A 25,267-nucleotide genomic window follows, 5' to 3' on the forward strand; every position below is an offset into this window, starting at 1 on the left:
ACTTCCTCTGCGTTTCAGACAAGTTACGGGTTCGTTCTTGACACGTGTGATGCGGGCCACCTACGTTCGACCCTACGCCGACTGAAACATTTCAACAACTACCCGGAGGTGGCTGTGGCGGCTACCGAAGCCGTGCTCGACGTCGTCGATGTGACCAAGTCCTTCGGGGCGGTCGCCGCGGTCCAGGGCGTCAGTTTCCCCCTCTACCCCGGCGAGGCGCACGCCCTGGTCGGTGAGAACGGCGCCGGCAAGTCCACCATCGTGAAGATGCTGGCGGGCGTGCACCGGCCGGACACCGGCCGGCTCGTGGTCAACGGCTCACCGGTCGACTTCGCCGGCCCGGCCGACGCCAAGGCGGCCGGCATCGCGGTCATCTACCAGGAGCCCACGCTCTTCCCCGACCTGTCGGTGGCCGAGAACATCGCGATGGGCAACCAGCCGCTGACCCGCCTGCGCCAGATCGATCGCAAGGCGATGCGCGCGGCGGCGACCCGGCTGTTCCAGCGGCTCGGCGTGCAGCTCGACCCGGACCGGCCGGCCCGCGGCCTGTCCATCGCCGACCAGCAGATCGTCGAGATCGCCAAGGCGCTGTCCAGCGAGGCGCGGATCCTGGTGATGGACGAGCCGACCGCGGCGCTCTCCGGCGTCGAGGTCGAGCGGCTGTTCGCCGTGGTGCGGTCGCTGCGCGAGGAAGGCGCGGCGATCCTGTTCATCTCGCACCGGTTCGAGGAGATCACCCGGCTCTGCCAGCGGATCACCATCATGCGCGACGGCAAGCACGTGTGCACCGAGCCGGTGGCCGACCTCAGCGTCGACGACATGATCCGCCGGATGGTCGGCCGTGACCTGAGCGCGCTCTTCCCCAAGCTGGACGTGCCGGCCGGCGACGTGGTGCTCGAGGTCGAGAACCTGTCCCGGGCGGGCGTGTTCAAGGACGTGTCCTTCACCGTACGGTCGGGCGAGATCGTCGCCCTGGCCGGTCTGGTCGGCGCCGGCCGCTCCGAGGTCATGCAGGCCGTCTTCGGGGTCGACCCGTACGACTCGGGCACCGTGCGCTTCCTCGGCAAGCGGCTCAAGCCCGGCTCGCCGCGCGCCGCGATGGCCGCCGGGCTGGCCCTGGTCCCCGAGGACCGCCGCCAGCAGGGCCTGGTCATGGAGCTGTCGATCGAGCGCAACGTGACGCTGCCCCGGGCCCGCAAGCTCGCCCGGCTCGGGCTGCTGCTGGGCACGACCGAGCGCGACGAGGCGTACGCCTGGACCCGGAAGCTGCAGACCAAGCTGGGCCGGCTCACCGACCCGGTGGGCACCCTGTCCGGCGGCAACCAGCAGAAGGTCGTGCTGGCCAAGTGGCTGTCCACCGCGCCCCGGCTGCTGATCGTCGACGAGCCCACCCGCGGCATCGACGTCGGCACCAAGGCCGAGGTGCACCGGCTGATGTCCCAGCTGGCCGCCGACGGGATGGCCGTCGTCATGGTCTCGTCCGAACTGCCCGAGGTGCTCGGCATGGCCGACCGTGTGGTGGTGCTCCGCGAGGGGCACGTGGCCGCCGAGCTGACCCGGGCCGAAGCCACCGAGGAGACGGTCATGTACGCGGCCATGGGGCAGAAGGTCGCATCATGACCACTCTCGCCGTGAAGACCCCGAGGATCGGTTCGCTGTTCAAGGCGCGCGAGCTTGGCATCGTCATCGCGCTCGTGCTGCTGGTCGCGTACACCGCGATCGGGAACCCGCGCTTCCTCTCCGGGCAGAGCATCCGGGACATCCTGCTCAACACCGCGATCCTGGCCGTGATGGCGGCCGGGCAGGCGGTCGTGGTCATCACCCGCAACATCGACCTGTCGGTCGGCTCGGTGCTCGGCGTCAGCGCCTTCACCGTGGCGACCATGATGAGCGCCCGCCCCGGCCTGCCGATGATCGTGGCGCTGCTCGTGGGCATCGCCGTGGGCGCGGTCTGCGGCCTGCTCAACGGCGTCCTGGTCCGGTACGGCCGGGTGCCCGCGCTGGTGGTCACGCTGGGCACGCTCTACATCTACCGGGGCGTCACCTACTCGTGGGCCGGTGGCTCGCAGGTCAACGCCGACGAGTTGCCGCCCCACTTCCTCAGCTTCGCCAACGACTCGCTGCTCGGCGTCCCCTGGCTGGTGCTGATCGCGATCGTGGTGGTCGGTGGTGTGTCGCTGATGATGCGCAACTACCGGGCCGGCCGCGAGCTCTACGCGATGGGCTCCAGCCCGCAGGCGGCCGAGCTGGCCGGCATCAAGGTCGCCCGCAACCTGCTGGGCGCGTTCCTGCTCAGCGGGGCGCTGGCCGGCCTGGCCGGGGTGCTGTTCGCGGCCCGGTTCGGCACCGTGGACGCCTCCGCCGGCACCGGCTACGAGCTGAACGTGGTGGCCGCGGTGGTGGTCGGCGGGGTGGCCGTGTTCGGCGGCTCCGGCTCGGTCTGGGGCGCCGGCCTCGGCGCGCTGCTGCTGACGGTGATCGGCAGCGCTCTGGCGGTGCTGGACATCAACCAGTTCTGGCAGCAGGCCATCGTCGGCGCGCTGATCGTCCTGGCCATCGGCGCCGACCGCCTGGTCGCGGTCCGGCTCGCCCGCTCGCTCCGGAAGAGGGACTCGCATGTCTGAGCAGACGACGGCGCCGGCCCCGGCGCCCGCGGCGGAGGCTCCGGCCGCCGCCCCGGACCGCCTCCGCCGGCGGATCGGCTGGGACGCGATCATCGTCACCCTGACCGTCGTGGTCCTGGTCGTGGCCTCCCTCAGCGTCGAGAACTTCGGGACCAGCCGGAACTTCACCTTCCTGGTCCTCGACCTGCTCCCGATCGCGCTGGTCGCGCTGCCGATGACGTTCATCATCGTGACCGGCGAGATCGACCTGTCGGTGGCCAGCACCCTGGGCTTCACCAGCGCGCTGATGGGCGCCTTCTGGACGCAGGGCCTGAGCATCGAGACGATCATCCCGCTCTGCGTGGTGATCGGGGCGATCCTCGGCGCGGTCAACGGCTTCCTGGTCACCGGCCTCGGCCTGCCGTCGCTGGCGGTCACCATCGGCACGCTGGCGCTCTACCGCGGTCTGGCGCTGGTGGTGCTGGGCGACAGCGCGGTGGCCGACTTCCCGGCCGCCTACACCGGCTGGGTCACCGGCACCATCGGCGGTGGCAGCGTCCCGAACGTCCTCATCCTGCTCGTGATCCTGGCCTTGATCTTCGGGGTCGTCCTGCACGCCACGCCGTTCGGCCGCTCGCTCTACGCGATCGGCGCCAACGCCCAGGCCGCGCACTTCTCCGGCATCCGGGTGGCCCGGACCAAATTCTGGTTGTACGTGGTCAGCGGCGCCGTGGCCGGCCTGGTCGGGGTGCTGTGGACGTTGCGTTACTCCAGCGCCCGCGCCGACAACGGCGCCGGGCTCGAACTGGCCGTCGTCGCGGCCGTCCTGCTCGGCGGCGTCTCCATCTTCGGCGGCAAGGGCACCCTGCCCGGCGTACTCGCCGGTGTGGTCCTGCTCGCCGCGCTGCAGAACGCGCTTCGTCTGGAGGACGTCTCCGGCCAGGCGCTCAACATCGTCACCGGCGTCCTGCTGGTGGCCTCGGTCCTGCTGCCCAACATCGTCACCTCGATCCGCACCACCTGGCAGCGGCGTCGTCTCCGATCCGCCGCCGCCCGATGAGATATCCCCCTCCAGTCAGGAGCCTGAAAATGAGCAACTCCACCCGCCGGCGCGTGCTCGCGGCGGCCGCGGCCTCGGTCGCGCTGTTCAGCGCCGCCGCCTGCAGCGGCACCACCCGGGACAACCAGAGTGACGCCGGCGCCTCGGCCCCGGCCGGCGGCGCCAGCGCCGACCCGAACGCGAAGCTGAAGGAGGGCGTCAAGATGGCCTTCCTGCCCAAGCAGCTGAACAACCCGTACACCGACGTCGAGGTCAGTGGCGGCAAGGTCGCCCTGGGCGAGCTGAAGGGCGAGTACAAGCTGGTCGGCCCGAACGACGCCGCCGCCTCCTCGCAGGTCAGCTACATCAACACGCTGATCCAGCAGCAGCAGGACGTGATCGCGATCGCGGCCAACGACCCGAACGCGGTCTGCCCGTCGCTCAAGCAGGCCCGGCAGGCGAAGATCAAGATCGTCGGCTTCGACTCGGACGCGTCCAAGGACTGCCGCGACGTCTTCATCAACCAGGCCACCACCCAGGGCATCGGTGAGAGCCTGGTCAAGATGGCCAGCGAGCTGGCCGGCGGCGAGGGCGAGATCGCCATCCTGTCCGCCACCCCGAACGCCACGAACCAGAACGCCTGGATCGACGTGATGAAGACCGAGCTCGCCAAGCCCGCGAACAGCAAGCTCAAGCTGGTCAAGACCGCGTACGGCAACGACGACGACCAGAAGTCGTTCCAGGAGGCCCAGGGCCTGCTCCAGTCGTACCCGAACCTCAAGGTGATCGTCGCGCCGACCACGGTCGGCATCGCCGCCGCGGGCCGCTACGTGTCGAGCTCCAGCTTCAAGGGCAAGGTTCAGGTCACCGGGCTCGGCCTGCCGAACCAGATGCGTCAGTACGTCAAGGACGGCACGGTGAAGAAGTTCGCCCTGTGGAACCCGGCCGACATCGGCTACCTGGCCGCGTACGCGGGCGTCGCGCTCTCCTCGGGCCAGATCACCGGGGCCGAGGGCGACAAGTTCAAGGCCGGCAAGCTCGGCGACTACACCGTCGGCAAGGATGGTGAGATCGTGCTCGGCCCGCCGACCGAGTTCACCCCCGAGAACATCGACCAGTTCAACTTCTAGGTTTCGATCGGCTCAGCACATGCCCCGATACTGCTTCGAACTCCGGGTCCGCCCCGAGCTGATCCCGGAGTATGTGGAGCGGCACCAAGCCGTGTGGCCCGAGATGCAGGACGCGCTTCGGGCCACCGGCTGGCGTAACTACTCGCTTTTCCTCCGCGCCGACGGGTTGCTCATCGGTTACGTCGAGGCGGACGATCTGACGGCGTCCCAGGCGGCGATGGAGGCGCTGGACGTCAACACCCGCTGGCAGGCTGAGATGGCGGAGTTCTTCGGCGGCGCCACGCCGGCCGAGGGGCTCCCCCTGCTCACCGAGGTATTTCATTTGGAGTCGTCATGACCGACGTCAAGCGCTCGCTCGCCGCCCAGCGGATCGAGACGCCGTCCTGGGCCTTCGGCAACTCGGGCACCCGCTTCAAGGTGTTCGCCCAGGCCGGCGTGCCCCGCTCGCCCGAGGAGAAGATCGCGGACGCGGCGGTCGTGCACCAGTTCACCGGGGTCGCGCCGACGGTCGCGCTGCACATCCCGTGGGACAAGGTGGCGGACTACGCGGCGCTGTCCGCGTACGCGCAGGAGAAGGGCATCAAGCTCGGCGCGATCAACGCCAACGTGTTCCAGGACGACGACTACAAGCTCGGCTCGGTGACCAACCCCGATCCGGGGGTACGCCGTAAGGCCACCGACCACATGCTCGAGTGTGTGGACATCATGGACGCCACCGGGTCACGTGACCTGAAGCTGTGGTTCTCCGACGGCATCAACTACCCCGGCCAGGACGACCTGCGCAACCGGCAGGACCGGCTGCACGCGGCGCTCCGCGAGGCCTACGACCGGCTCACCGGCGACCAGCGCCTCCTGCTGGAGTACAAGCTGTTCGAACCGGCCTTCTACGCCACCGACGTCCCCGACTGGGGCACGTCCTATGCCCACTGCATCGAGCTGGGCGAGCGGGCCACGGTCTGCATCGACACCGGCCACCACGCCCCGGGCACCAACATCGAGTTCATCGTCGCGTTCCTGCTGCGGCAGAACAAGCTCGGCGCGTTCGACTTCAACAGCCGCTTCTACGCCGACGACGACCTGATGGCCGGGGCCGCCGACCCGTTCCAGCTGTTCCGCATCATGTACGAGATCGTCCGCGGCGACGCGCTCGACCCGGCGTACGGCATCAATTTCATGCTCGACCAGTGCCACAACATCGAGGCGAAGATCCCGGCCATCATCCGCTCGGTGATGAACGTGCAGGAGGCGACGGCCAAGGCGCTGCTGGTCGACCGGGACGCGCTGACCAAGGCGCAGAACGACGGCGACGTCCTCGAGGCCAACGCGGTCATCATGGACGCCTACAACACCGACGTGCGGCCGCTGCTCGGCGAGGTCCGCGCCGACGCCGGCCTCGACCCCGACCCGATCGCCGCCTACAAGCGCAGCGGCTACCAGGAGAAGATCGTCGCCGAGCGCGTGGGCGGCGAGCAGGCCGGGTGGGGGGCCTGACCCTATTCGACCGGGATCGAATGGGGTTGTGCGGAAACCACCCCAGGTATTGACTTGTACCTATGCGTGGGAATCGCGTCGTCGCCGCCGTCAGCGCACTCCTCCTGGTCTCGATCACCGCCTGCGGTAACGATGAGCCCGAGGCCGGCAACGGGTTGGAGAAGAAGACGATCACGGTCGCCGCGCTTCCGCTGCTCGACGTCGTGGCCCTGCACATCGCCCAGGAGCGCAAGCTCTTCGAGGCCGAAGGGCTCGAGGTCACCGTCGAGCCGGTCGCGCAGAGCCTGGCCGCCCTGCCGGCGCTCAAGAACGGCCAGGTCGACGTGATCGCGGGCGGCAACTACGTGACCTTCCTGCAGGCCCACCAGCAGGGCACGATGAAACTGCGCGTGCTGGCCCCGGCGGCCGCCGTCGCGCCGCGGTTCCTGCAGCTCGTGGTGCTGCCCGGCTCCCCCATCCGGTCGGTGTCCGACCTGGCCGGCAAGAACGTCGCGGTGAACATCCTGAACAACATCCAGTCGCTGACGTTCAACGAGGTGCTCCGGGCCGGCAACGTCGACCCGGCGACCGTCAAGTACCGCGCGGTGCCGTTCCCGCAGATGGACAAGGCGCTCGCCAACGGCGACGTCGACGCGGCCCTGACCGCCGAACCGTTCGGCACCGCGATCACCGCGACGCTGCCCGCCCGGATGGCCCTCGACGCGGGCACCGGCGCCGTCGACGGGCTGCCGATCAGCGGCTACCTCTCCACCGACGAGTGGACGGCGAAGAACCCGAAGACCGCGGCCGCGTTCCAGCGGGCCATCCTCAAGGGGCAGGCGCTGGCCTCCGGCGACCGGGCGCTGGTCGAACGGGTGCTGCCCGGGTACGCCAAGGTGGACGCCACCACCGCCAAGAACGCGCAACTGCCCGCGTACCCGACCGCCGGCGACCCCACCGGGCTGCAGAAGCTGGCCGACCTGATGACGTCGCAGAAGCTGCTGCCCGGCCCGTTCGACGTGAAGACCGTGGTGTTCACGGCCGCATGACCCCGACACCGGGCCGGTGGCTCCGCGGGCCGGCCGGGGTGGCCGCCGCGGTCGCGCTCAGCGAGATCCTCGCCGCGACCGGCGCGATCCCCCGCGACTTCCTGCCGCCGGCCTCGGCCGTGCTGGCCCGGGCGGCCCGACTGCCCGCCGAACCCGGCTTCCTCGGCGACCTCGCGACCACGGTCACCGCCTGGGCCGCCGGGCTGGCCCTGGCCGTGCTGATCGGGGTGACGCTCGGGCTGCTGCTCGGCGGCGTCCCGGCGGTCGGCGCGGCGCTGCGGCCGGTGCTGGAGTTCCTCCGGCCGATCCCGTCGGTGGCGCTGATCCCGCTGGTCAGCCTGATCCTCGGCGCCGGGCTGACCACCGAGGTCACGCTGATCGTCTACGCCGCGGTGTGGCCGGTGCTGTTCAACACGATCTACGGGCTGAGCGAGGTCGACCCGGTGCCCCGGGACACGCTGCGGGTCTTCGGGTTCGGGCGGGCCGAGGTGATGTGGCGGGTGTCGCTGCCCGCCGCGGCGCCGTTCATAGCCACCGGGGTACGCCTGGCCGCCGCGGTCGGGCTCATCCTGGCCGTCGGGACCGAGATCCTGGCCGGGTTCGGCGACGGGCTGGGCGTGTTCATCGCCCAGGCGCAGCAGGCGGTGGCCGGCACCCTGGACGTGCTCGCCGGCACGGTCTGGGCGGGGACGCTCGGGCTGCTGGTGAACGCCGTGCTGGTGGTTTTCTCCCGGCGCGCCTTCGGGTGGCACGGGCGATGAGGATCGCGGTTCGCTGGGCGGTGCCGCTGCTCGTCGCCGGGCTCTGGGAGCTGGCGGCCCGGCGTACCCAGGACGTGTTCTTCCCACCGCCCTCGGCGACCGTGAAGCGGATGTACGAGCTGTGGTTCAGCGGCCCCTTCGTCCTCACCCCGGATGCCGTGGACAACCTGCTGCCCAGCCTGGGCCGGATGGCCGCCGGGCTGGCCGTGGCCACGCTCGCCGGGGTCGGGCTAGGGCTGGCGCTGGGCCGGTCGGCGCGGCTGATGGACTACCTGGACCCGCTGCTGCAGTTCGCCCGGGCGATCCCGCCGCCGACGCTGGTCCCGGTGTTCATCGTGCTGATGCACCTGGGGTCGGCCATGCAGATCGTGTCGATCGCGGTCAGCGCGGTCTGGCCGATCCTGCTCAACACCGCCGACGGCGCCCGAACGGTCGACCCGGTGCAGATCGCCACCGCGCGGGTCTTCCGGATCGGCCCGGCCGACCGGCTGCGCCGGATCATCCTGCCGTCGTCACTGCCGAAGATCTTCGCCGGGCTGCGGCTCAGCCTGTCGCTGGCGTTGATCCTGATGGTCTTCTCCGAGCTGCTGCCCGGCGCCGCCGACGGCATCGGCTTCCAGCTCACCGACGCGCAGAGCCGCTCCGACCTGCCGACCGTGTGGTCGGCCATCGTGCTGCTCGGCGTGCTCGGGTACCTGCTCAATACGCTGCTGCTCGTGGTGGAACGTCGCGCGTTGCGGCGGCATCGGACCGGAGGTCTCTGATGGACCAGCTCACCGTACGCGACGCGGTCTTCGACTTCTTGCGCCGGCAGGGCGTGGACACGGTGTTCGGCAACCCCGGCTCGACCGAGATCCGGATGCTGCGGGACTGGCCGGCCGATTTCACGTACGTGCTGGCGTTGCAGGAGTCGATCGCGGTGGCCGGGGCGGCCGGGCACGCCATCGGCACCGGCGTCGCCGGGGTGGTCCAGCTGCACTCGGCCGGCGGGGTGGGGCACGGGCTGGGCGCGGTGTTCAACGCGTACCGGGACCGGGTGCCGCTGCTCGTGATCGCCGGCCAGCAGACCCGGGCCATGCTGACCACCCGCCCGTTCCTCGCCGCCGACGAGCCGGCCCAGTTCCCCCGGCCGTACGTGAAGCTCGCCGTCCAGCCCGACCGCGCCGAGGACGTGCCGGCCGCGGTGGCCGAGGCGTACCGGGTGGCCATGACCCCGCCGCGCGGCCCGGTCTTCGTCTCGGTCCCGGAGGACGACTGGGACCACCCCGCCGCCCCGGTGCCCGACCGCGACCTGCACACCGACTTCACCGCGAGCCCGGCTGCGCTGGCCGAGGTGGCGGCGGCGCTGAACGGGGCCCGCCGCCCGGCGATGGTCATCGGCGCCGGGGTGGACGAGGACGACGCCCAGGACCTCGCGGTCGAACTGGCCGAACGGGTCACCGCCGCGGTCTGGCTCACGCCGCTGTCGGCCCGCTCCGGCTTCCCCGAGGACCACCGGCTCTTCCAAGGCTTCCTCCCGCCCGTACGCGACCAGATCACCCGCGCCCTCGACGGCCACGACGTGGTGTTCGCCGTGGGCGGCCCGATCTTCAAGTACCACGTGCACACCGACGGGCCGATGCTGCCGCCGGACGCGCGGCTGTTCACCATGGACTGCGACCCCGCGCAGGCCGCATGGGCGCCCGCCGGGACGAACATCCTCTCCACGGTGAACACCGGGCTGAGCGTGCTGCTCGACCTGGTGGAGAAGCGATACCGGGCGTCACCGCCGGTCCGGGTCCGCCCGGGCGCCGTGCCGCGCCTCGACCCGATCGAGCCGGCGCTGGCCATCGACACCCTGCGGGCGCTGGTCCCCGGCGAGGCGATCGTGGTCGAGGAGATCCCGAGCCACCGCGAACTGTTCCACGCCCGCTTCCCGATCACCCGCCCCGGCGGCTTCCTCACCACCGGCAGCGGCGCGCTGGGCTGGGGCCTGCCGCTGGCGGTCGGCCGGGCCCTCGCCGCCGGCCGCGACGAACGCGTGGTGTGCGTGGTCGGCGACGGCTCGAGCATGTACTCGATCCAGGCCCTGTGGACGGCCGCGCGTCACCGGGCGCCAGTCACCTTCGTAGTGCTCAACAACCGCGGGTACGAGGCGGTGAAGGCGCTCGGCCGCCGGCTCGGCGCCGCGGACCTGGTCGGCACCGACATCCATCAGATCGATTTCGTGAGCGTCGCCCAGGGTCTTGGCTGCGCCGCGGCCCGGGTCGCCGACGCCGCCTCGCTCACCCGCGAGCTGAACACGGCCCTGGCCGCCGACGGCCCGTACCTGCTCGAGGTTCCCGTCGCCGCCGGGTCCGCCGCGGCCTACCAGCCGGAAGCCTGAGCCCGTGCTGGAGATCAACGGCTTCGGTCACGCGTACGCCGGCCACACCGTCCTGCGCGACGTGCACCTGAGCGTGGCCGACGGCGAGCTGGTCAGCATCGTCGGCCCGTCCGGCTGCGGGAAGTCCACCCTCCTCCGATGCGTGGCCGGCCTCCTCCCACCCGGCGAGGGCACCATCCGAGCCGACGGCGTACCCCACAACGTGGCGATCGTCCTCCAGGAGTACGGCCGTTCCCTGCTGCCCTGGCTGACCGTCACCGACAACGTGGCGCTGCCCCTGCGCCACAAGGGCGGCACCCGAGCCTCCCGCCACGAAGCCGCCCTGGCCGCCCTGGCCCAGGTAGGCCTGTCCGACGCCGCCCGCAAACACCCGTGGCAACTCTCCGGCGGCATGCAGCAGCGCGTCTCGATCGCCCGGGCCCTCGCCTACCGCCCCGCCCTGCTCCTGATGGACGAGCCGTTCGGCTCGGTCGACGCCCAGACCCGCGAGGACCTGGAGGACCTGCTCCTGGCCGTCCGAGGCAACGACATGACCATCCTGTTCGTCACCCACGACATCGACGAGAGCGTCTACGTCGCCGACCGGGTGGTGGTCCTGGGCGGCGCCCCCGCCTCGATCCGGGCCGACCTCCCGGTCCGCCTGGGCCCCGACCGCGACCAGATCACCACCCGCGAGCAGCCCGACTTCGTCAAGCTGAGAGCCGAGGTGGGCCGCCTCGTCCGCGGCCGCACATAGCCCCTGCCCATCGCTGCGACCGCTCCCGGCACAGCACCTCTCGCCACAGCCCTTCCCGCCACAGCTCCCTCGCCACGGCTGTCTCGCCGCAGCCCGCCCTCGCGGCAGCCGACCTTGCTGCAGCACATCTCGCCGCAGCACATCTCGCCGCGGCCAGCCTCGCCGGGGCACGGCCCTTCTCGCGCGCTCATCCCGACGTTGGGTGGGCAGCCGTCGCGAAGCGCTCATCGGCTGCGCCCGGGACCACACCGCGCCTTGATGTTTCGCGAGATGCGACTGAGCGGGTGGCCATGCCGGCGGACACCGCCTCCCCGCCACTCCCTCCCGTGGCCCCTTTGCTCTGCGCACATATATATGTGCGCAGAGCAAAGGGCTGGGCGCGGAGACGGCGCCGGTGGCCGAACTGGGCATTTGCTTACTGCGTACGAGATCGGGATTTGATCTTGGGGCGTCTCGGGCCGCTGGGTACCACGTGGGCGTGGTCGATCATGGCCAGGCGGCGGCCGGGGTGGGGCTGGGGTTGAATGGCGGGATGACTACCTGGTTGATCACGGGATGTTCGAGTGGGCTGGGGCGGGCGCTTGCGGGGGCCGTGCTTGCTCGCGGTGACAACGCTGTGGTGACGGCTCGTGATGTGGGGGCGGTTGCCGGGCTTGTTGACGGCTATCCGGAGACTGCGCTCGCTGTGGCGCTGGATGTGACCGACGGGGGTCAGGTCGCCGGCGCTGTCGCGCGGGCCGAAGAGCGGTTCGGCGGGGTGGATGTGCTGGTCAACAACGCTGGGTATGGGTATCGGGCCGCGGTTGAGGAAGGGGACGACGCGGATGTGCAGCGGTTGTTCGCCACCAACTTCTTCGGGGCGGTTGCGTTGATCAAGGCGGTGCTGCCGGGGATGCGGGAGCGGCGGCGCGGGACGATTGTGAACATCTCGTCGATCGGGGCGCGGATCTCGCCGGCTGGGTCGGGGTACTACGCCGCGGTCAAGGCCGCGCTCGAAGGGCTGACCGGGTCGCTGCGTGCGGAGCTGGAGCCGCTGGGGATCAGGGCGTTCGCGGTCGAGCCGGGGCTCTTCCGGACGGACTTCGCCGGGCGGTCGCTGACGCAGTCGGCTGATGCCATCGGGGACTACGCGAGCACGGCCGGGCCGCGGCGCAAGGAGAACGACCGGGTGCACGGGACCCAACCCGGCGACCCGGACAAGGCGGCACGGGTGATGATCGCCGCGGTGGAGTCGGCGGCGCCGCCCTCGGTGCTGGTGCTCGGGGCGGATGCGGTGGAGGCGTTCGGCGGGGTGCTCGACCGGCAACGTGCCGAGCTCGAGCAATGGCGTGAGCTCGGCACGTCCACCGATTTCGACTGAACCACGAACTCGGCACGTCAAGCCGTTCCCGCTGAACCCCGAGCACGGCACGTCGAACTACTTCGACTGATCAACGCCGAGCGTCGTCGGGGGGCGTGTCAGGCCGTCGTGCAGGTGGAGCCGTTGAGGGTGAACTGTGACGGGGAGGTGTAGGAGCCGGCGTGGGTGCCCTGGAAGCCGAAGGTCGCGTTGCCGCCGGGTGGGATGGTGCCGTTCCAGGAGATGTTGCGGGCGGTCAGCGGGCCGCTGCTGCCGGTCAGGGTGGCGTTCCATGAGCTGGTGACGGCCTGGTTGGGCGGGAGGGTGAAGCCCAGCGTCCAGCCGTTGACGGGGGTGCTGCCGGTGTTGGTGACGGTCACGTTCGCGGTGAAGCCGTTGTTCCACGAGTCGGCGGCGTAGGTGACGCGGCACGAGGACGTGGGCGTGGGGTCGGGCGGGGGTGTTCCGCCGGAGTTGATCGTGGTGGAGAAGGACTCTACGGCCAGTCCGGCGCCGCCGATCCAGGGCTCGAAGCCGGCCTGGAGGCTGGTCAGGTACCACGACGAGGTGATGGCGCCGCGGTTGCGGACGTCGGTGATGAAGTCGAGGACGCTGAAGTTCCAGCTGGTGATCGCGGACGGTGCGACGTACGAGATGACGTTGTTCGAGCCGTTGCTGCCCTGCCACACCTGCCACGAACGGCCGCCGATGGTGGTGTTGCCGACCGGGGAACCGATGGGCTGGATGTTGCCCTGGCGGTTGAACCAGATCATGATCTCCATGGCGTTGACGCCGTCGGTGCGCGGTGCCGGGTCGAGCCAGATGTCGTACGCGGCGTCGTAGGTCGCCCCGCTCACGTACCGGTAGGTGATGTTGCTGGTCAGACTGCTGATGTCGCTGACCCGGCGGGGCAGGACGGTGCCGGGTGAGCAGTTCGTGTAGTGGCACCCGTAGAAGACGGCGGGGTACGAGACCGGCGCGCCGCTGGTGTTGCCGACGCCCTGCTGGCTGGTGATCGCGAATCCGGTGGCGGTGACGTTGATACACTGCTCGGCGCTGGTGCCCCAGCGGTTGTTCATGACGACGTACCGGCCTTGGATCGTGGTGCTGCCGTACTGCTCGCAGATCCGGGTGTCGGCCTGCGCCGGCCCGGTGGCGACGACCATGGCGGTGACGGAGCCGGCGACCAGGACGAGGGCCGCGGCGAGGAAGCGTTTCATCGGTACTCCTCACGAGGACGAGATGGGAGCGCTCCCATCGACGGTACGCTATCTCTCGTGAGGCGTCCTCTCAGAGGGCCGGAAAGTCGTAGTCGAACCAGACGCGGTGGGTGCCGTCGGGCTCGACGGTCAGGCCGCCGGCGCCGGTGATGCCGGCCAGTGCCTCGGTGCCGCTGCCGGGCACGATCACGAAGAACTCGGCCGCCCGGTCGGCGCCGGTGGTGGTGGCCGAGTGGGCGAAGTTCAGGGCCCCGGACCGGCCGGCCACGGTGCCGCGGAAGGACTCCATCGCCACGTACGTCCCGGCGCCGGTCGTCTGGTCGTACGCGGATGTGAACAGCGTGGCCGACTCCCCCGCGATCTCGCCGGTGTAGAGCTTGCGCATGGTCGCCACGCCGACCGGGACCGCCGTCGCGATGGACGGTGGCGGCACCGGGGCGGCGTCGAAGGCGGCCACCTCGAACGTTCCTGTTGCTCGCATCGGGACAACGTAGGCCAGATCACTGACAAGCTGTGTCAGGTTGGCCAACCGTCAGGCCGCGAGGCAGCGCCCGCCGGCGTCGGCAAAGCCCTGGGCGACCGGGAACGGGCTGGGCGACCGGGAGCGGGCTGAGCGATCGCCCTCCACCCGCCCGCTGACCGCCGCGACCTGGCGGCAGATCGTCGGGCGAGCGAGGTCAGTGCTTGATCCTGGACAGTTCGTCCAGGAGGCGGTCGATCTCGGGCTCGGTGTTGTAGTGGTAAATGCTCGCACGGACCGCTCCGCCGGTGGCTCGCAGGCCGGCCGCCTCGAAGTACTCGACCGCGTAGTAGTCGCCGTGGGAGACGCAGATGCGCTGTTCGCCGAGGATGCGGGCGGTGTCGGCCGGAGGCTGGTCGCCGAGGCGGAACGACACCGTGGGACAGCGGCCGGCCGGCGCGGCGCACAGGGTGACGCCGTCGATCTCGGTCAGGCCGGTCAGGAGGCGGCCGGCCAGGGTGTTCTCGTAGGCGGCGACGGCGGTCATGCTCGCGGTCAGCCGGGCTCGGCGGTCGAGGGCGGCGGGAGCCAGCGCCGACAGGCCGGCCAGGTGGTCGACGGCCGCGGTGACACCGGCCAGGAGCTCGAAGCTGAGCGTGCCGTACTCGAAGCGGTCGGGGGCCTGGGCCGGTGACGGGACGAGCTTGACCGGCTCCAGCGGCGCCCAGGTGGACGGGTCGGCGATCACCGCGGCGTAGTGCGGGCCGGACCACTTGTAGGCGCTGGTCACGTAGAAGTCGGCGCCCAGCATGACCACGTCGGTCGGGCGGTGGGCGGTGGCGTGCACGCCGTCGACGTAGACCAGGGCGCCGGCCGCGTGGGCGAGGTCCGCGATCTCACGAACGGGGGGTACGGCGCCGGTCGCGTTGCTGGCGGCGGTCACGGCGACCAGGCGGGTACGCGGGCCGATCAGGTCCTGGTACTGCCCGACCGGCAGCGAGCCGGTGGCCACGTCGACGTCGGCCCAGCGCACCGTGGCACCGGCCGAGGCGGCCGCCTGCACCCACGGGCGGACGTTGCCGTCGTGGTCGAGGCGGGACACCACCACCTCGTCGCCCGGGCCCCAGCCCTGGGCCAGGGTGCGCGCCACCAGGTAGGTGAGCGCGGTCGCGGACGGGCCGAACACCACCCCGTCGGGGCGGCCGCCGAGCAGGTCGGCCACCGCGCTCCGGGCCGCGGCGACAATCTCGCCGGAGCGGCGCGCCGGCGCGGAGGCGGTGCCACGGTTGGCCACGGCCGTACTCATCGTGGCCGTGATGGCGGCGATCACCGGGGCGGCCGGCTGGGTTCCCCCGGCGCCGTCGAAGTGGACGAAACCCTCGGCCAGGGCGGGGTAGGCGGACCGGATCCGGTCGACGTCGAGCTCCATACGCCTGACCCTATTTGTTCGCGAACGGCTGCGGACAATTCGCTGACCTGCCCGGACAAAGCTGATTGTTCGGCGATGGGCCGCACCGGTTCCGCCGGGACCGGGTGGCCGCCGACGCTGGTGCCGAACACAGCGAGAACGTCGTGGCCCGGCGTTCTTGGTAGGGGCAGGTGGATGGGGCCGTACACGGGGGCGGCCCCATCCACCGACCGGTCAGAACCAGACCGGGCCGCACCACTCGGGCTGTTCCTTGCGCGGGCGGCTGGCCGGGACCTTGCTCCACGGCAGCAGCGACACCGGGCGGCGGGCGGCGACGTCTTCCACCCAGCCCAGCAGCGCCACGAACACCGCCACCAGGCCCAGCGCCAGCACGAACAGCGCCGCCATCTCCAGGTTGTCGCCGATCCGTTCCAGCTCGTACCGCTCGGCGGCCGCGAAGACCAGCGCGATCGCGGCGTTGTGCCACAGGTAGATCGTCACCGCGCGGGCGTTGCAGAAGTTGACCAGCCCGTTCAGCGGCCGGACCCGCTTCAGCCAGGCCATCTGCGGGTGGACGCGGAACAGCAGCAGGACGAAGCCGGCCGAGTAGATCGCGTACGTCACCGGCTCGTTGGCCAGGTCGATGCCCTCCTCCCCCGGGTGCGTGATCGTCCACGCCAAGCCCGCGCCAACCAGCACCGCCGCGATCGGGCCCAGCACCGCCCATCGGATCCGCCTCAGCACGCCGGCCTGGTGGGCGAAGCCGAGGATCCAGCAGCCGGCGAAGGTCAGCACGTCGGTCACCGCCGACTCCGCCCGGGCCGGCACCGGCCACTCCAGGTAGTCCCAGAAGAACACCGCGACCACCGGCAGCACGGCCGCGACCAGCCCGATCCGGCGATAGATCCGCCGCAGCAGCGGAGAGAGCAGAACCAGCCAGAGGTACGCGACCAGGTACCAGAGCACGCCCTCGACGGGTGCCGCCCACCGCGCCGCGGGTGGCTCGACGATCGGCAAGACCCACAGCGCCAGGTGGGTGAGGTCGGGGCGGCCCGGCCACGGCAGCAGGAGCATCGCCGGCACCACGAGGGCGGCCATCGCCCACAGCCCCGGCAGCAGACGGCGCAGCCGGCCGGTGATCGCCTGCTCCACCGACCGCTGCATCGACGTGGCCATCAGCGAGCCGCCCAGCGCGAACATCACGCCCATCGACGGGAAGATCATCGCCAGCCAGGCGGCCGGGAACATGTGGTACAGAAACACCCGGACCAGCGCGGCGGCGCGCAGGAAGTCGAAGTAGCGGCTGCGTTCCTTCCTCGGCGGGACGGGCGTCGTGTCGGGCGCGGTGTCCGCGCGATAAACGGCAGGCATCGCACGAGGATAGGAAGACTCAAGGTCCTCGTTCCCCCGTTCGTAAGCCGTCCGGGGGACGCCGTACGGTCAGACCTGTCCCAGGCCCTTCCGGAGCATCGGCACGAAGGTCTCGATCGAGTTGGCGTGTCCCTCGACCGGGGACTTGCCCTCGTCACCGCCGATGTTGATGCCGACCACGCGGCCGTCCGAGTTCAGCACCGGGGCGCCGCTGGTGGCCTTCAGGGCCACCTCGTCGTCGTACTCGAACTGGAGAAAGGGCACGGAGCCCCGGGCGGTCTCGACGGCCGGGTAGATCCGCGAGCCCGGCTGGTCGGTCTCGGCCAGCAGGTAGACCCGGTCGCCGGGTGCCGGCGGGCTCTCGGCCAGTTCCAGCACGGCGGCGCCGGCCGCGTCGGTGACCTCGAAGGCGGCAAGGTCACGCCGGATGTCCACGTCGCCGGACACCGCACCGGGCAGGTCGACCATCCGGTTCGAGGCGATCACGATGTTCTCGTCGTCCACGCTGGCCGCGGTCATTCCGGTGACCACGCCGCCGCTCAGCTCGGCGCCGGTGTACTCACGGCTCATCCCGCCGGCCGTGCCGAGCAGGTGATGGGCGGTGAGCAGCAGGACCCGCCCGTCGGGCCAGCGCACCAGGAAACCCGAGCCGGCGTCGATCTCGCCCTCGGTGGTGGTGAACGAGGGCCGGAAGACGGCGTCCAGGTCGGCCGACGGCGGCACGGCGTCCTCGATGGTGTCGTCGAGCGGCTCGCCGCCGGGGTTCACCGAGAACGTGGGCTCGGGGCCCGCGCTGCCGGCCTCGTCGGGACGCAGAAGGCCGCAGCCCAGGAGAAGGACCGCGGCCAGGCCCGCCGCCACGGTCTTCGGAAGACGCATGGCGGCGAGCATAGCGTCACTGCTCTATGTCAGAGGGTCAGTTGTCGTGGGCTCGACGTGCTCGCGCAGGTGCCGGTTGTGGCGGGGCTCCTGACGGGTCTTCTGGTCGTCGAGCCGGCGTCGCAGATCGTCGCGTACATCGTGCAGCGCCGCGTTCAGATCTTCCTCCGAGGAGGTCGTGACGATCTTGTCGCGGCCGGCGATCCAGCACTCCAGCGTGACCTTCTGTCCTCGGGCCTCCCGATCCTTCACCGAGACCTCGAGTTCCGTCGCGTCCGCGTGGAACCCGGCGAGCCGGGCGTCCAACGTCGCGAACTGCTCGGCGATCCAGATGCGGTCTCCCTGCGAGAATCCGGCGCCGACGCGCAGACACTCCTGCACGGTGGCTGGATCAGCGACAGCAGTCATGCCAAATCTCCTCAAAACCGGCGGATGAGACCTGAAGTTACCTACCCAGTCCGGCCGAGACGAAACTGATCACGGTTTGCGGGCCACTCCTCCGTAGAGGGCGACCTGCGCGTCGGTCAGCGTGGCCGGCCCCTCCGGGCGCCAGCCGAGGATCGGGACCACACCGGGCTCGACCAGCTCGAGGCCGTCGAAGAACCGCGCCACCCCGGCCCGGTCACGCAGGTGCGACTCGATCCCCTGGCGCCGCATCACCGCCGTGAACCGCGCCCAGCCCTCCGGGTCATGGTCGCCGGTCACATGGGAGATCGCCACGTAACTGCCGCTGGGCAGGCCGGCCATGATCGTCGGCACAAGGTCGTACGCGTCGTCGTCCGGGAAGAAGTGCAGAACCCCCATCAGCAGTACGGCCACCGGCCGGCCGAGGTCAAGGGTGTCCCGCGCCTCCGGGGCCGGCAGGATCCGGTCCGCCTCCCGCAGGTCGGCGTCGACGTAGGCGGTGCGGCCCTCGGGGGTGCTGGTGAGCAGGGCGCGCGCGTGGGTCAGGACGAGCGGGTCGTTGTCCACATAGACGACGCGAGCCGCCGGGTCGGCCGCCTGGGCCGTCTCGTGGACGTTGGGCGAGGTGGGCAGGCCGCTGCCGATGTCGAGGAACTGGGTGACGCCCGCCTCGCCGGCGAGGTGTCGCACGACCCGGCCCATGAAGGCCCGGTTCTCGCGCGGCGCGGTCGCGACGTTGGGGTTGGCTTTGAGGCCCTCGGCGGCCGCGGCCCGATCGGCGGCGAAGTTGTCCTTGCCACCGAGCAGGAAGTCGTAGACGCGGGCCGGGTGCGGGCGCCCGGTGTCGAACGGTTCGGCCACAGTGTCCCCTCGGTCGATCGATCGGCGCGCCCAGCATAGGCCGGGTTCAGCGGTCGGCCGATCCCAGTCGGATCTCCGCCGTCGCGGCATGCAGGGCCGGGGCCGCGCGGTCGAAGAAGTCGAAGAGGAGGTCGAGCTGGTCGGGGGTGTAGGACTCCAGGACCGCGGCCAGGTGGCGGCGGGCCGGGCCGACGATGGCGTCGATGTCGAGGTTGGGCACGTGTTCGACCAGGACACGGCGGCGGTCGGACGGGTCGGCGGTCCGGCGGGCGTGGCCGGTGCGTTCCAGGCGGTCGATCAGGCGGGTGGTGGCGCCCGTGGTCAGGCCGGTGCGCTCGGCCAGCAGGCCCGAGGTCACGGGGCCCTCCTGCTCCAGGACGCTCAGCGCGTACCAGTCGGTGGTGTTCAGGCCGGCGGCCTCGGCGAGGGCGACGCCGTTCAGGCCGACCGCGTCGAGGTAGCGGCGGAAAACCTCGTGAGCGTCTGGTCGCATTCATCTTCCCATGGTAAGAATCTGCATGAGAGCAGAGAATAACCCATGGGGAGGGCACTGTGACCACCGAGGACCGCCGCGCCGTCGAAGAGACGATCGCCGCGCTGGTGCGGGCCTGGGCCGCGCATGACGATCGGGCCTATGCCGCGCTGTTCACCGCCGACGCCACCTATGTGACCTGGGTCGGCACCCGCTATCAGGGCCGCGCCGACATCGGCGGCAGTCACCGGGTGCTCTGGCAGAAGTTCCTGAAGGGCTCGACGCTGGCCGACGAGATCACCGACGTCCGGTTCACCGGGCCCGACACGGCCATCGTGACCAGCCGGGGCGAGGTGCTGCGGGGCCGGCCCCGAAAGCTCGGCAAGGTGCAGACGTACGTGGTGGTGCGCGAGCCGGACGGCCACTGGCGCATCGCGGCGTTCCAGAACACCAAGCACAAGGCGATGGCCGAGGCGGTGTCGTTCCGCTTCGCGCCGGGGTTGCGGCCGGGCGCCTAGGAGTCCTTGCGGCCGCCGTCGGCAGGTGGGCCAGGATGCCGGAGAGGATCAGGGTCACCGGCCGGGACAGGTCGAGAGCCAGGCGGCCGGTGCGAGGTTGCGGCCGGTCGCGTCGTGATCGTGAGGTCCCGGCCGATATTGCGGAACGTGCCAATTTGGCTTCAGGGGGTTAACCGGAGCCCGCGGTCACACCATGCTGATCGAGGGGGCACGATGAGTGAACGCAGCGGCTTGCCACCGCACGTGATGTCCGGGATCGACAGCCCGATCCGGGAGACCCGCCTCAAGGGTGTGGGCGAGCTGGCCCGGGTGGTCGTCGGCGCCGATCTCGCGATGGCCGCCGCCGCCCGCCGGGCGCTGGGCCGGATGGCCGGCGACGAGAGCCGCGCGGTCGCGGCCGCGGCGGCCGGCATGCTGGAGCGTACGGCGATCCGCCTCGACCCCGACCGCATCGACTTCGGGACCGTTCCCCGGGTGACCGCCCAGCTCACCGCCGACATCGCGGTGCACGGGCCGCCGCTCGCCGCGGTCAGTTCGGTGACCACCTCCGGCCCCGGGCTGGACGCCACGCTCGACGGTGACCGGCTGCGGATCACCTGGCAGCCACGGTCCGACTGGCTGGACGGGACGGTCACGGTGCACGGGCCGTGCGGGTGGGCCGATGTCCGGGTCACCGGCGCCATCGAACCCGAGCCGCTCACCCGGATGCTGATCGAGGAGCTGGCCGCCGCCGACATCGACCCGAACGCGGCCCGGGTGACCGTGCTGGTGTCGCAGCCGCGGCGCCGGGCCGGGGCGGGAGCGCTCATCTCCGTACTCGTCGCCCTGGTTCTGCTCGGCGGAGCCGGCGTGGCCTTCGCCCTCACCAACGGTGAGCAACCGCCGGCCCAGGGAATCGCCCTGCCGGTGGAGAGCCCGACCCCCACGGTCACCGTGGCGCCGACCGTCAAGGCCACCACCGCCGTGCCCAAGGTGCGGCTCGCCCGGCAGGTGGCCAGCGTGGACAAGCCCACGGCGCTGCGGACGATCAAGGTCGGCCGGGAACCCGAGGGGATCGCGGCGGCGCCGGACGGGCGGACGGTCTACGTGGCCAACCAGGGCGCGCGCGAACTCTCCGTTATCGACGCCCGCAGCGGCCGGGTCAGCACGGTGAAGCTGCGCACCACGCCGCGCTTCGTGGCCGTGTCCCGGGACTCGCAGCTGGTCTTCGTGTCGATGTACGAGAACGACAAGTCGGGCAGCGGGGTGGCCGTGGTCGACGCGGCCCGGCGCAAGGTCACCCGGAACCTGAGCACCGGGGAACAGCCGTACACGCTGGCCGTGGGGCCGGACGGGCGGCTGTGGGTGCCGATCCACGGCAAGGGCCGGCTCGAGGTGTACGACGCCGACGGCCGCAGCCAGCACAACGAGATCGAGGTGCCGCCGAACCCGCACGCGATCGCCTTCTCGGCGCCACGCCGGCGGGCCTTCACCGCCAGCCACGAGTCCAACGCCGTCGGCGTCGTCGACACCCGCACCGGCAAGCTCTACCGGTCGATCCCGGTGAGCCGCGCCCCGCACAGCGTCGCGGTCTCGCCGGACGGCTCCAAGGTCCTGTCGGCGGGGTACGAGGCGGACAGCGCCGACCTGATCGACGCGGCGACGCTGAAGCGCACCGGCCCGCTGAAGGTCGGCCGGGACCCGCAGTTCGTGGCGTTCGCGCGGGACGGGAAGCACGCGTACGTGGTGAACGAGGGCGATGACACGGTGTCGGTGCTGGACGCGCGCACCGGTCGGGTGACCGCGACCGTGAAGGTGGGCGGCAGCCCGCGGACCGTCGCGGTCGCGCCGGACGGCCGGCTCGCGTACGTCACCAACGGCGCCGACAACACGGTCAGCGTGCTGCGGATCGGCGCGTGATGACCACCGCCGGCCTGGTCGCCCTGGCGATCGTGATCGGCGGCGCGTTCAGCTACGCCGCGGCGTCGATCCTCCAGGCGGTGGCGGCCCGGCGCAGCTCGGGCACGGTCAAGACGATGGGCCACCCGTTCTACCTGGCCGGCATCGCCTGCGACATGCTGGCCTGGGTGGGCGCGATGGTCGCGCTGCAGAGCCTGGCCGTGTACGTCGTGGAGTCGGTGCTGGCCGGCTCGCTGGCGCTGACCGTGATCGGCGCGCGGATCTTCCTGAAGTCGCGCCTGCGCCCACGGGACGTGGCGGCCATCGTGGTCACCCTGGCCGCGCTGGCCGTGCTGGCCATGTCGGCCGGCCCGCAGGAAGACGTCCCCCCCTCGGCCCGGCTGCGCCTCTGGCTCTGCGCGGCGGCGGTCGCGGTGGTGGCCACCGGGTGGGGCGCGGCGAAGGCGGGCGCTCCCGGCGGGGTGGTCGCGGCGCTGGCCGGCCTCTGCCTGGGCGGGGCCGCACTGGTCGGCCGGGCGCTGCCGGTGCCCTCGTCCGGCACCGTCCTGGACAAGGCCCTGGCCATCGTGACCGAGCCGCTGACCGCGGCGCTGCTGATCTTCGCGGCCACCGGCATGATGCTGTACGCCCACGCGCTCCAGCGCGGCGAGGTCGGTCCGGTGACCGCGGTGCACTGGACCTTCGAGGTGCTGACCCCGTCGCTGGTGGCCGTCGCGTTCCTCGGCGACACGGTGCGCGCCGGCTGGGAGGTCCCGGCGGCGGTGGCGGCGCTGGTCACGGTCGCCTCGGCCGCCCTGCTGGCCACGGCGCCGGCCACCGGCATGACCCACGCGGGCGAGCTGACGGCCGCGCCGTCGTCGGCCCTGGTCGCCGCGTCGCGCCCGCGCGAGCGGATCATCTGGTGGGGACCGCCCCCGATCTGGCGCCCGCCCAGCCGGGCCCAATCCGCCCTGTTCACCCCGCGCCTGGTCGCAACGGGCGAGCTGACCTGGACCGCGGCCTTCGCCGAGCCGTCCTGGGCGACCGAGCTGCGCGAGAAGGTGGCCACCGAACGGGAGAAGGCCCGGCCCTGGCACGACCTCTAAATCTCTTGATGTTCGGGCGCGAGAAGGGTCTCCTGAACGGCATGACGATGATCTGGGACGTCACCCCGGCGGGGTGGGCCGAACCGCGCTCGCCGTCCCGGTGGGCCCGCTACCAGCCGGCGCCGAGGTGTGGCCCCGGCCCGGGCCGCCGGCGTGGACGCCGCTGGTCGCCGACCGGCTGGCCGCTGACGCCCCGGGCCGGCCGCCGCACCCGGACCTTCCCGGGTAAGCGCTAAAGCGGGAGCCACTCCGTGCTCGTGGTGATCTCGGCCAGGACTTCCGGTAAGGGTTCGATGCCGATGCCGGGGCCGGTCGGGACCGGCAGGTGGCCGTGGTCGAGGACGAAGGGCTCGGTCACGTCGGTGCGGTAGTAGCGTCCGGACGCCGACGTGTCGCCGGGCAGGGTGAAGCCGGGCAGGGCGGCCAGCGCCACGTTGGCCGCCCGGCCGAGGCCGGTCTCGAGCATGCCGCCGCACCAGACCGGGATGCCGGCCGCCACGCAGACGTCGTGGATGCGGCGGGCCTCCAGGTAACCGCCGACCCGGCCGGGCTTGATGTTGACGATGGAGCAGGCGCCCAGCCGGATCGCGTCCGCCGCCGCCTTGGCCGAGACGATCGACTCGTCCAGGCAGATCGGGGTACGGACCCGCTTGGCCAGGTCGGCGTGGCCGAGGATGTCCTCCTCGTCGAGGGGCTGTTCGATCAGCAGCAGGTCGAACGGGTCGAGCGCGGCCAGCACGGGCGCGTCGGCCCGGGTGTAGGCGGTGTTGGCGTCGACCTGCAGCAGGATCTCGTCGCCGAAGCGGTCCCGGACCGCCCGCACCGGTTCGACGTCCCAGCCGGGCTCGATCTTGAGCTTGATGCGGACGTAACCCTCGTCGAGGTAACCGCCGACCGCCTCCAGGAGCTCCGGGATCGAGTTCATGATGCCGACCGAGACGCCGCAGGGCACGCGGTCGTGCACGGCCCCCAGCTCGCGGGCGAAGGTGCGGCCCTCGGCGCGCAGCTCGGCGTCGAGGATCGCGGTCTCCAGGGCGGCCTTGGCCATCCGGTGGCCCTTGAAGCGGTGCAGCGCCGGCGCCACGGCGGTCGCGTCGGCCTCGGGGCGGGCGCCCAGCGCCGGGACCAGGTAGCGGCGCAGGACGTCGGCCGCGCCCTCGACGTACTCGCTGGAGTAGAGGGGGTCGCTCATCGCCACGCACTCGCCCCAGCCCGCGGCGTCGTCGCCGACCGCGCGGAGCAGCAGGATGTCGCGCTCGGTCTCGGTGCCGAACGAGGTGCGGAACGGCGCCACCAGCGGCATCCGGATGCGGCGCAGCTCGATACCGGTGAGTTTCACTCGTGCTCTCCCCTACGGACGACGTACCAGCCCGACCGGTCGAAGCCGGGCACCGCGGCGCCTTCGGCGAACAGCGGCACGAGCACGTCTCGGACGGCCGTACGCCACAGCTTCGCGCACCGCGGGTCGGTCTTGCGCAACCCTTCGATGTCCGGCGGCGCCGCCACCAGCACCGTATCGCCGTCGACCCGGCCGGGCAGCGGTTCCCCGGACGCCGACCGGCCCAGGCCCACCACCGCGCCGGCCGCACGCAGCGACGCTACGTCCCAGCGGGGGCCTTCGGCGGCCACCGCCCGGTCGACGCGGGGCGCGGTCAGCTCCCAGCGCAGCAGCAGCCGGTCGGTGTCGTCGTCGCCGTTGATGCCGTCGCGCATGCTGCCGTAGAAGTTCGGCAGGTACTGCACCGGCAGCCCGCCCAGCTTGATCAGGTTGAAGTAGGCGTTGCGGCTGACCAGCGGGTCGAAGGTCCAGGTGATCACGTCCACGCCGTGGCGCAGGCACCAGGCGCGCTGGTGCAGCTTCAGGGCCAGGCCCACACTGCGGCCCATCGCCCGGCCGGCCACCCCGGCGATATGGCTGTGCAGTTCGCGCCGGGCGGGCGGCGCGAAGAAGCCGGCACAGGCGCCGACCAGGCCCGTCTCGTCGTAGGCGCCGGACACGTAGTTGCCGGCCTTGGTCAGGGCGCGCAGGATCTCGGCGGTGACCGGCGGGTTGGTCGGGTCGGGGTGCCAGATGTCGTCGAAGAGCCGCTGCACGGCGTGCAGGTCGGGCAGCTCGGTCAGCGTGCGGACGGTGACACCGGCCGCGGCGGCCGCGGATTCGGCGGCGTCCTCCGAGCGAAGGCGCAGGTCCATGCCG

26 protein-coding genes are annotated in these 25,267 nt (G+C 71.6%); 16 read left to right on the plus strand and 10 right to left on the minus strand.

Going from position 1 to position 25,267, the window contains the following annotated elements; all coding sequences use genetic code 11:
* Positions 1 to 114 precede the first annotated feature (114 nt).
* The 12 genes from AB0O15_RS10950 to AB0O15_RS11005 all read left to right on the plus strand — a co-directional run bounded on the left by AB0O15_RS10950 (position 115) and on the right by AB0O15_RS11005 (position 12,513).
* Positions 115 to 1,620, plus strand: coding sequence for a sugar ABC transporter ATP-binding protein (locus AB0O15_RS10950; RefSeq protein ID WP_364317215.1), 1,506 nt, complete (start codon positions 115 to 117; stop codon positions 1,618 to 1,620).
* A complete protein-coding gene (locus tag AB0O15_RS10955; RefSeq protein ID WP_364317216.1) occupies positions 1,617 to 2,624 on the plus strand; it encodes an ABC transporter permease in 1,008 nt (335 codons plus the stop codon). Before AB0O15_RS10950 ends, AB0O15_RS10955 begins: the two co-directional genes overlap by 4 nt.
* Complete coding sequence (locus tag AB0O15_RS10960) at positions 2,617 to 3,663, plus strand: ABC transporter permease (RefSeq protein ID WP_364317218.1); 1,047 nt, start codon at positions 2,617 to 2,619, stop codon at positions 3,661 to 3,663. The genes AB0O15_RS10955 and AB0O15_RS10960 overlap by 8 nt, the downstream gene beginning before the upstream one ends.
* Before the next feature lie 29 nt (positions 3,664 to 3,692).
* A complete protein-coding gene (gene rhaS / locus AB0O15_RS10965) occupies positions 3,693 to 4,772 on the plus strand; it encodes a rhamnose ABC transporter substrate-binding protein (protein WP_364317219.1) in 1,080 nt (359 codons plus the stop codon).
* A 19-nt stretch (positions 4,773 to 4,791) separates the two neighbouring features.
* Positions 4,792 to 5,109 (plus strand): L-rhamnose mutarotase, encoded by a 318-nt coding sequence (locus tag AB0O15_RS10970; RefSeq protein ID WP_364317220.1) that lies wholly within the window; start codon positions 4,792 to 4,794, stop codon positions 5,107 to 5,109.
* Positions 5,106 to 6,263 carry an L-rhamnose isomerase gene (gene rhaI, locus AB0O15_RS10975; protein WP_364317222.1) on the plus strand — a complete coding sequence of 386 codons (1,158 nt, stop codon included), beginning with the start codon at positions 5,106 to 5,108 and terminating at the stop codon, positions 6,261 to 6,263. Before AB0O15_RS10970 ends, rhaI begins: the two co-directional genes overlap by 4 nt.
* Before the next feature lie 62 nt (positions 6,264 to 6,325).
* Positions 6,326 to 7,291, plus strand: coding sequence for an ABC transporter substrate-binding protein (locus AB0O15_RS10980; protein WP_364317223.1), 966 nt, complete (start codon positions 6,326 to 6,328; stop codon positions 7,289 to 7,291).
* A complete protein-coding gene (locus tag AB0O15_RS10985; RefSeq protein WP_364317225.1) occupies positions 7,288 to 8,052 on the plus strand; it encodes an ABC transporter permease subunit in 765 nt (254 codons plus the stop codon). Before AB0O15_RS10980 ends, AB0O15_RS10985 begins: the two co-directional genes overlap by 4 nt.
* A complete protein-coding gene (locus tag AB0O15_RS10990; protein WP_364317227.1) occupies positions 8,049 to 8,816 on the plus strand; it encodes an ABC transporter permease in 768 nt (255 codons plus the stop codon). The genes AB0O15_RS10985 and AB0O15_RS10990 overlap by 4 nt, the downstream gene beginning before the upstream one ends.
* Entirely contained in the window at positions 8,816 to 10,417 is a 1,602-nt protein-coding gene (mdlC, locus tag AB0O15_RS10995) for a benzoylformate decarboxylase (protein ID WP_364317229.1), read from the plus strand. The genes AB0O15_RS10990 and mdlC overlap by 1 nt, the downstream gene beginning before the upstream one ends.
* A gap of 4 nt (positions 10,418 to 10,421) precedes the next feature.
* Positions 10,422 to 11,153: an ABC transporter ATP-binding protein gene (locus AB0O15_RS11000; RefSeq protein WP_364317230.1), complete on the plus strand. Its 732-nt coding sequence runs from the start codon at positions 10,422 to 10,424 to the stop codon at positions 11,151 to 11,153.
* Between the two features lie 472 nt (positions 11,154 to 11,625).
* On the plus strand, positions 11,626 to 12,513 hold the full coding sequence (locus AB0O15_RS11005; RefSeq protein ID WP_364317232.1) for an oxidoreductase: 888 nt from the start codon (positions 11,626 to 11,628) through the stop codon (positions 12,511 to 12,513).
* 98 nt (positions 12,514 to 12,611) lie between these two features.
* Here the strand turns inward: AB0O15_RS11005 and AB0O15_RS11010 are convergent, their stop codons facing one another.
* The 8 genes from AB0O15_RS11010 to AB0O15_RS11045 all read right to left on the minus strand — a co-directional run bounded on the left by AB0O15_RS11010 (position 12,612) and on the right by AB0O15_RS11045 (position 19,589).
* A complete protein-coding gene (locus AB0O15_RS11010; protein WP_364317233.1) occupies positions 12,612 to 13,712 on the minus strand; it encodes a cellulose binding domain-containing protein in 1,101 nt (366 codons plus the stop codon).
* Between the two features lie 70 nt (positions 13,713 to 13,782).
* Complete coding sequence (locus AB0O15_RS11015) at positions 13,783 to 14,193, minus strand: DUF3224 domain-containing protein (RefSeq protein ID WP_364317235.1); 411 nt, start codon at positions 14,191 to 14,193, stop codon at positions 13,783 to 13,785.
* Positions 14,194 to 14,389: 196 nt separating this feature from the next.
* Positions 14,390 to 15,601 (minus strand): cysteine desulfurase-like protein, encoded by a 1,212-nt coding sequence (locus AB0O15_RS11020; RefSeq protein ID WP_364317236.1) that lies wholly within the window; start codon positions 15,599 to 15,601, stop codon positions 14,390 to 14,392.
* A gap of 213 nt (positions 15,602 to 15,814) precedes the next feature.
* A complete protein-coding gene (locus AB0O15_RS11025) occupies positions 15,815 to 16,951 on the minus strand; it encodes an acyltransferase (protein WP_364317238.1) in 1,137 nt (378 codons plus the stop codon).
* Between the two features lie 69 nt (positions 16,952 to 17,020).
* Positions 17,021 to 17,830 (minus strand): serine protease, encoded by an 810-nt coding sequence (locus AB0O15_RS11030; protein ID WP_364317240.1) that lies wholly within the window; start codon positions 17,828 to 17,830, stop codon positions 17,021 to 17,023.
* Positions 17,831 to 17,854: 24 nt separating this feature from the next.
* The gene (locus AB0O15_RS11035; RefSeq protein WP_364317242.1) at positions 17,855 to 18,238 is read right to left on the minus strand and encodes an HPF/RaiA family ribosome-associated protein; all 384 of its coding nucleotides are present in this window, start codon (positions 18,236 to 18,238) and stop codon (positions 17,855 to 17,857) included.
* A gap of 69 nt (positions 18,239 to 18,307) precedes the next feature.
* The gene (locus AB0O15_RS11040) at positions 18,308 to 19,096 is read right to left on the minus strand and encodes an SAM-dependent methyltransferase (RefSeq protein ID WP_364317243.1); all 789 of its coding nucleotides are present in this window, start codon (positions 19,094 to 19,096) and stop codon (positions 18,308 to 18,310) included.
* A gap of 46 nt (positions 19,097 to 19,142) precedes the next feature.
* A complete protein-coding gene (locus AB0O15_RS11045; protein ID WP_364317245.1) occupies positions 19,143 to 19,589 on the minus strand; it encodes a MarR family transcriptional regulator in 447 nt (148 codons plus the stop codon).
* A 59-nt stretch (positions 19,590 to 19,648) separates the two neighbouring features.
* Here AB0O15_RS11045 and AB0O15_RS11050 point away from each other — a divergent pair, with 59 nt between their 5' ends.
* The 4 genes from AB0O15_RS11050 (at position 19,649) to AB0O15_RS11065 (ending at position 23,306) form a co-directional block, all read left to right on the plus strand.
* Complete coding sequence (locus tag AB0O15_RS11050; RefSeq protein WP_364317246.1) at positions 19,649 to 20,086, plus strand: SgcJ/EcaC family oxidoreductase; 438 nt, start codon at positions 19,649 to 19,651, stop codon at positions 20,084 to 20,086.
* 213 nt (positions 20,087 to 20,299) lie between these two features.
* Entirely contained in the window at positions 20,300 to 21,985 is a 1,686-nt protein-coding gene (locus tag AB0O15_RS11055) for a YncE family protein (RefSeq protein WP_364317248.1), read from the plus strand.
* Positions 21,985 to 23,070: a hypothetical protein gene (locus AB0O15_RS11060; RefSeq protein ID WP_364318112.1), complete on the plus strand. Its 1,086-nt coding sequence runs from the start codon at positions 21,985 to 21,987 to the stop codon at positions 23,068 to 23,070. Before AB0O15_RS11055 ends, AB0O15_RS11060 begins: the two co-directional genes overlap by 1 nt.
* Positions 23,071 to 23,078: 8 nt before the next feature.
* The gene (locus AB0O15_RS11065; RefSeq protein WP_364317250.1) at positions 23,079 to 23,306 is read left to right on the plus strand and encodes a hypothetical protein; all 228 of its coding nucleotides are present in this window, start codon (positions 23,079 to 23,081) and stop codon (positions 23,304 to 23,306) included.
* Here AB0O15_RS11065 and menC read toward each other — a convergent pair.
* Together menC and AB0O15_RS11075 are read right to left on the minus strand one after the other, a co-directional pair.
* A complete protein-coding gene (menC, locus tag AB0O15_RS11070; RefSeq protein WP_364317251.1) occupies positions 23,303 to 24,409 on the minus strand; it encodes an o-succinylbenzoate synthase in 1,107 nt (368 codons plus the stop codon). The genes AB0O15_RS11065 and menC overlap by 4 nt on opposite strands.
* A complete protein-coding gene (locus AB0O15_RS11075) occupies positions 24,406 to 25,263 on the minus strand; it encodes a GNAT family N-acetyltransferase (protein ID WP_364317253.1) in 858 nt (285 codons plus the stop codon). The genes menC and AB0O15_RS11075 overlap by 4 nt, the downstream gene beginning before the upstream one ends.
* Positions 25,264 to 25,267 lie beyond the last annotated feature (4 nt).

The sequence above is a fragment of the Actinoplanes sp. NPDC089786 genome, from assembly GCF_040684855.1.
GTDB lineage: Bacteria > Actinomycetota > Actinomycetes > Mycobacteriales > Micromonosporaceae > Actinoplanes.

Excerpts from the sequence above, each read along its gene's own strand:
- AB0O15_RS11030 (WP_364317240.1), bottom strand. The coding sequence starts at position 17,830 with ATGCGTCTTCCGAAGACCGTGGCGGCGGGCCTGGCCGCGGTCCTTCTC.
- AB0O15_RS10960 (WP_364317218.1), top strand. The coding sequence starts at position 2,617 with ATGTCTGAGCAGACGACGGCGCCGGCCCCGGCGCCCGCGGCGGAGGCT.
- AB0O15_RS11060 (WP_364318112.1), top strand. The coding sequence starts at position 21,985 with ATGACCACCGCCGGCCTGGTCGCCCTGGCGATCGTGATCGGCGGCGCG.
- AB0O15_RS11010 (WP_364317233.1), bottom strand. The coding sequence starts at position 13,712 with ATGAAACGCTTCCTCGCCGCGGCCCTCGTCCTGGTCGCCGGCTCCGTC.
- rhaS (WP_364317219.1), top strand. The coding sequence starts at position 3,693 with ATGAGCAACTCCACCCGCCGGCGCGTGCTCGCGGCGGCCGCGGCCTCG.
- AB0O15_RS10970 (WP_364317220.1), top strand. The coding sequence starts at position 4,792 with ATGCCCCGATACTGCTTCGAACTCCGGGTCCGCCCCGAGCTGATCCCG.
- AB0O15_RS11015 (WP_364317235.1), bottom strand. The coding sequence starts at position 14,193 with ATGCGAGCAACAGGAACGTTCGAGGTGGCCGCCTTCGACGCCGCCCCG.
- AB0O15_RS11045 (WP_364317245.1), bottom strand. The coding sequence starts at position 19,589 with ATGCGACCAGACGCTCACGAGGTTTTCCGCCGCTACCTCGACGCGGTC.
- AB0O15_RS11025 (WP_364317238.1), bottom strand. The coding sequence starts at position 16,951 with ATGCCTGCCGTTTATCGCGCGGACACCGCGCCCGACACGACGCCCGTC.
- AB0O15_RS10980 (WP_364317223.1), top strand. The coding sequence starts at position 6,326 with ATGCGTGGGAATCGCGTCGTCGCCGCCGTCAGCGCACTCCTCCTGGTC.
- AB0O15_RS10985 (WP_364317225.1), top strand. The coding sequence starts at position 7,288 with ATGACCCCGACACCGGGCCGGTGGCTCCGCGGGCCGGCCGGGGTGGCC.
- AB0O15_RS11020 (WP_364317236.1), bottom strand. The coding sequence starts at position 15,601 with ATGGAGCTCGACGTCGACCGGATCCGGTCCGCCTACCCCGCCCTGGCC.
- rhaI (WP_364317222.1), top strand. The coding sequence starts at position 5,106 with ATGACCGACGTCAAGCGCTCGCTCGCCGCCCAGCGGATCGAGACGCCG.
- AB0O15_RS10955 (WP_364317216.1), top strand. The coding sequence starts at position 1,617 with ATGACCACTCTCGCCGTGAAGACCCCGAGGATCGGTTCGCTGTTCAAG.
- mdlC (WP_364317229.1), top strand. The coding sequence starts at position 8,816 with ATGGACCAGCTCACCGTACGCGACGCGGTCTTCGACTTCTTGCGCCGG.
- AB0O15_RS11035 (WP_364317242.1), bottom strand. The coding sequence starts at position 18,238 with ATGACTGCTGTCGCTGATCCAGCCACCGTGCAGGAGTGTCTGCGCGTC.
- AB0O15_RS10990 (WP_364317227.1), top strand. The coding sequence starts at position 8,049 with ATGAGGATCGCGGTTCGCTGGGCGGTGCCGCTGCTCGTCGCCGGGCTC.
- AB0O15_RS11055 (WP_364317248.1), top strand. The coding sequence starts at position 20,300 with ATGAGTGAACGCAGCGGCTTGCCACCGCACGTGATGTCCGGGATCGAC.
- AB0O15_RS11065 (WP_364317250.1), top strand. The coding sequence starts at position 23,079 with ATGTTCGGGCGCGAGAAGGGTCTCCTGAACGGCATGACGATGATCTGG.
- AB0O15_RS11075 (WP_364317253.1), bottom strand. The coding sequence starts at position 25,263 with ATGGACCTGCGCCTTCGCTCGGAGGACGCCGCCGAATCCGCGGCCGCC.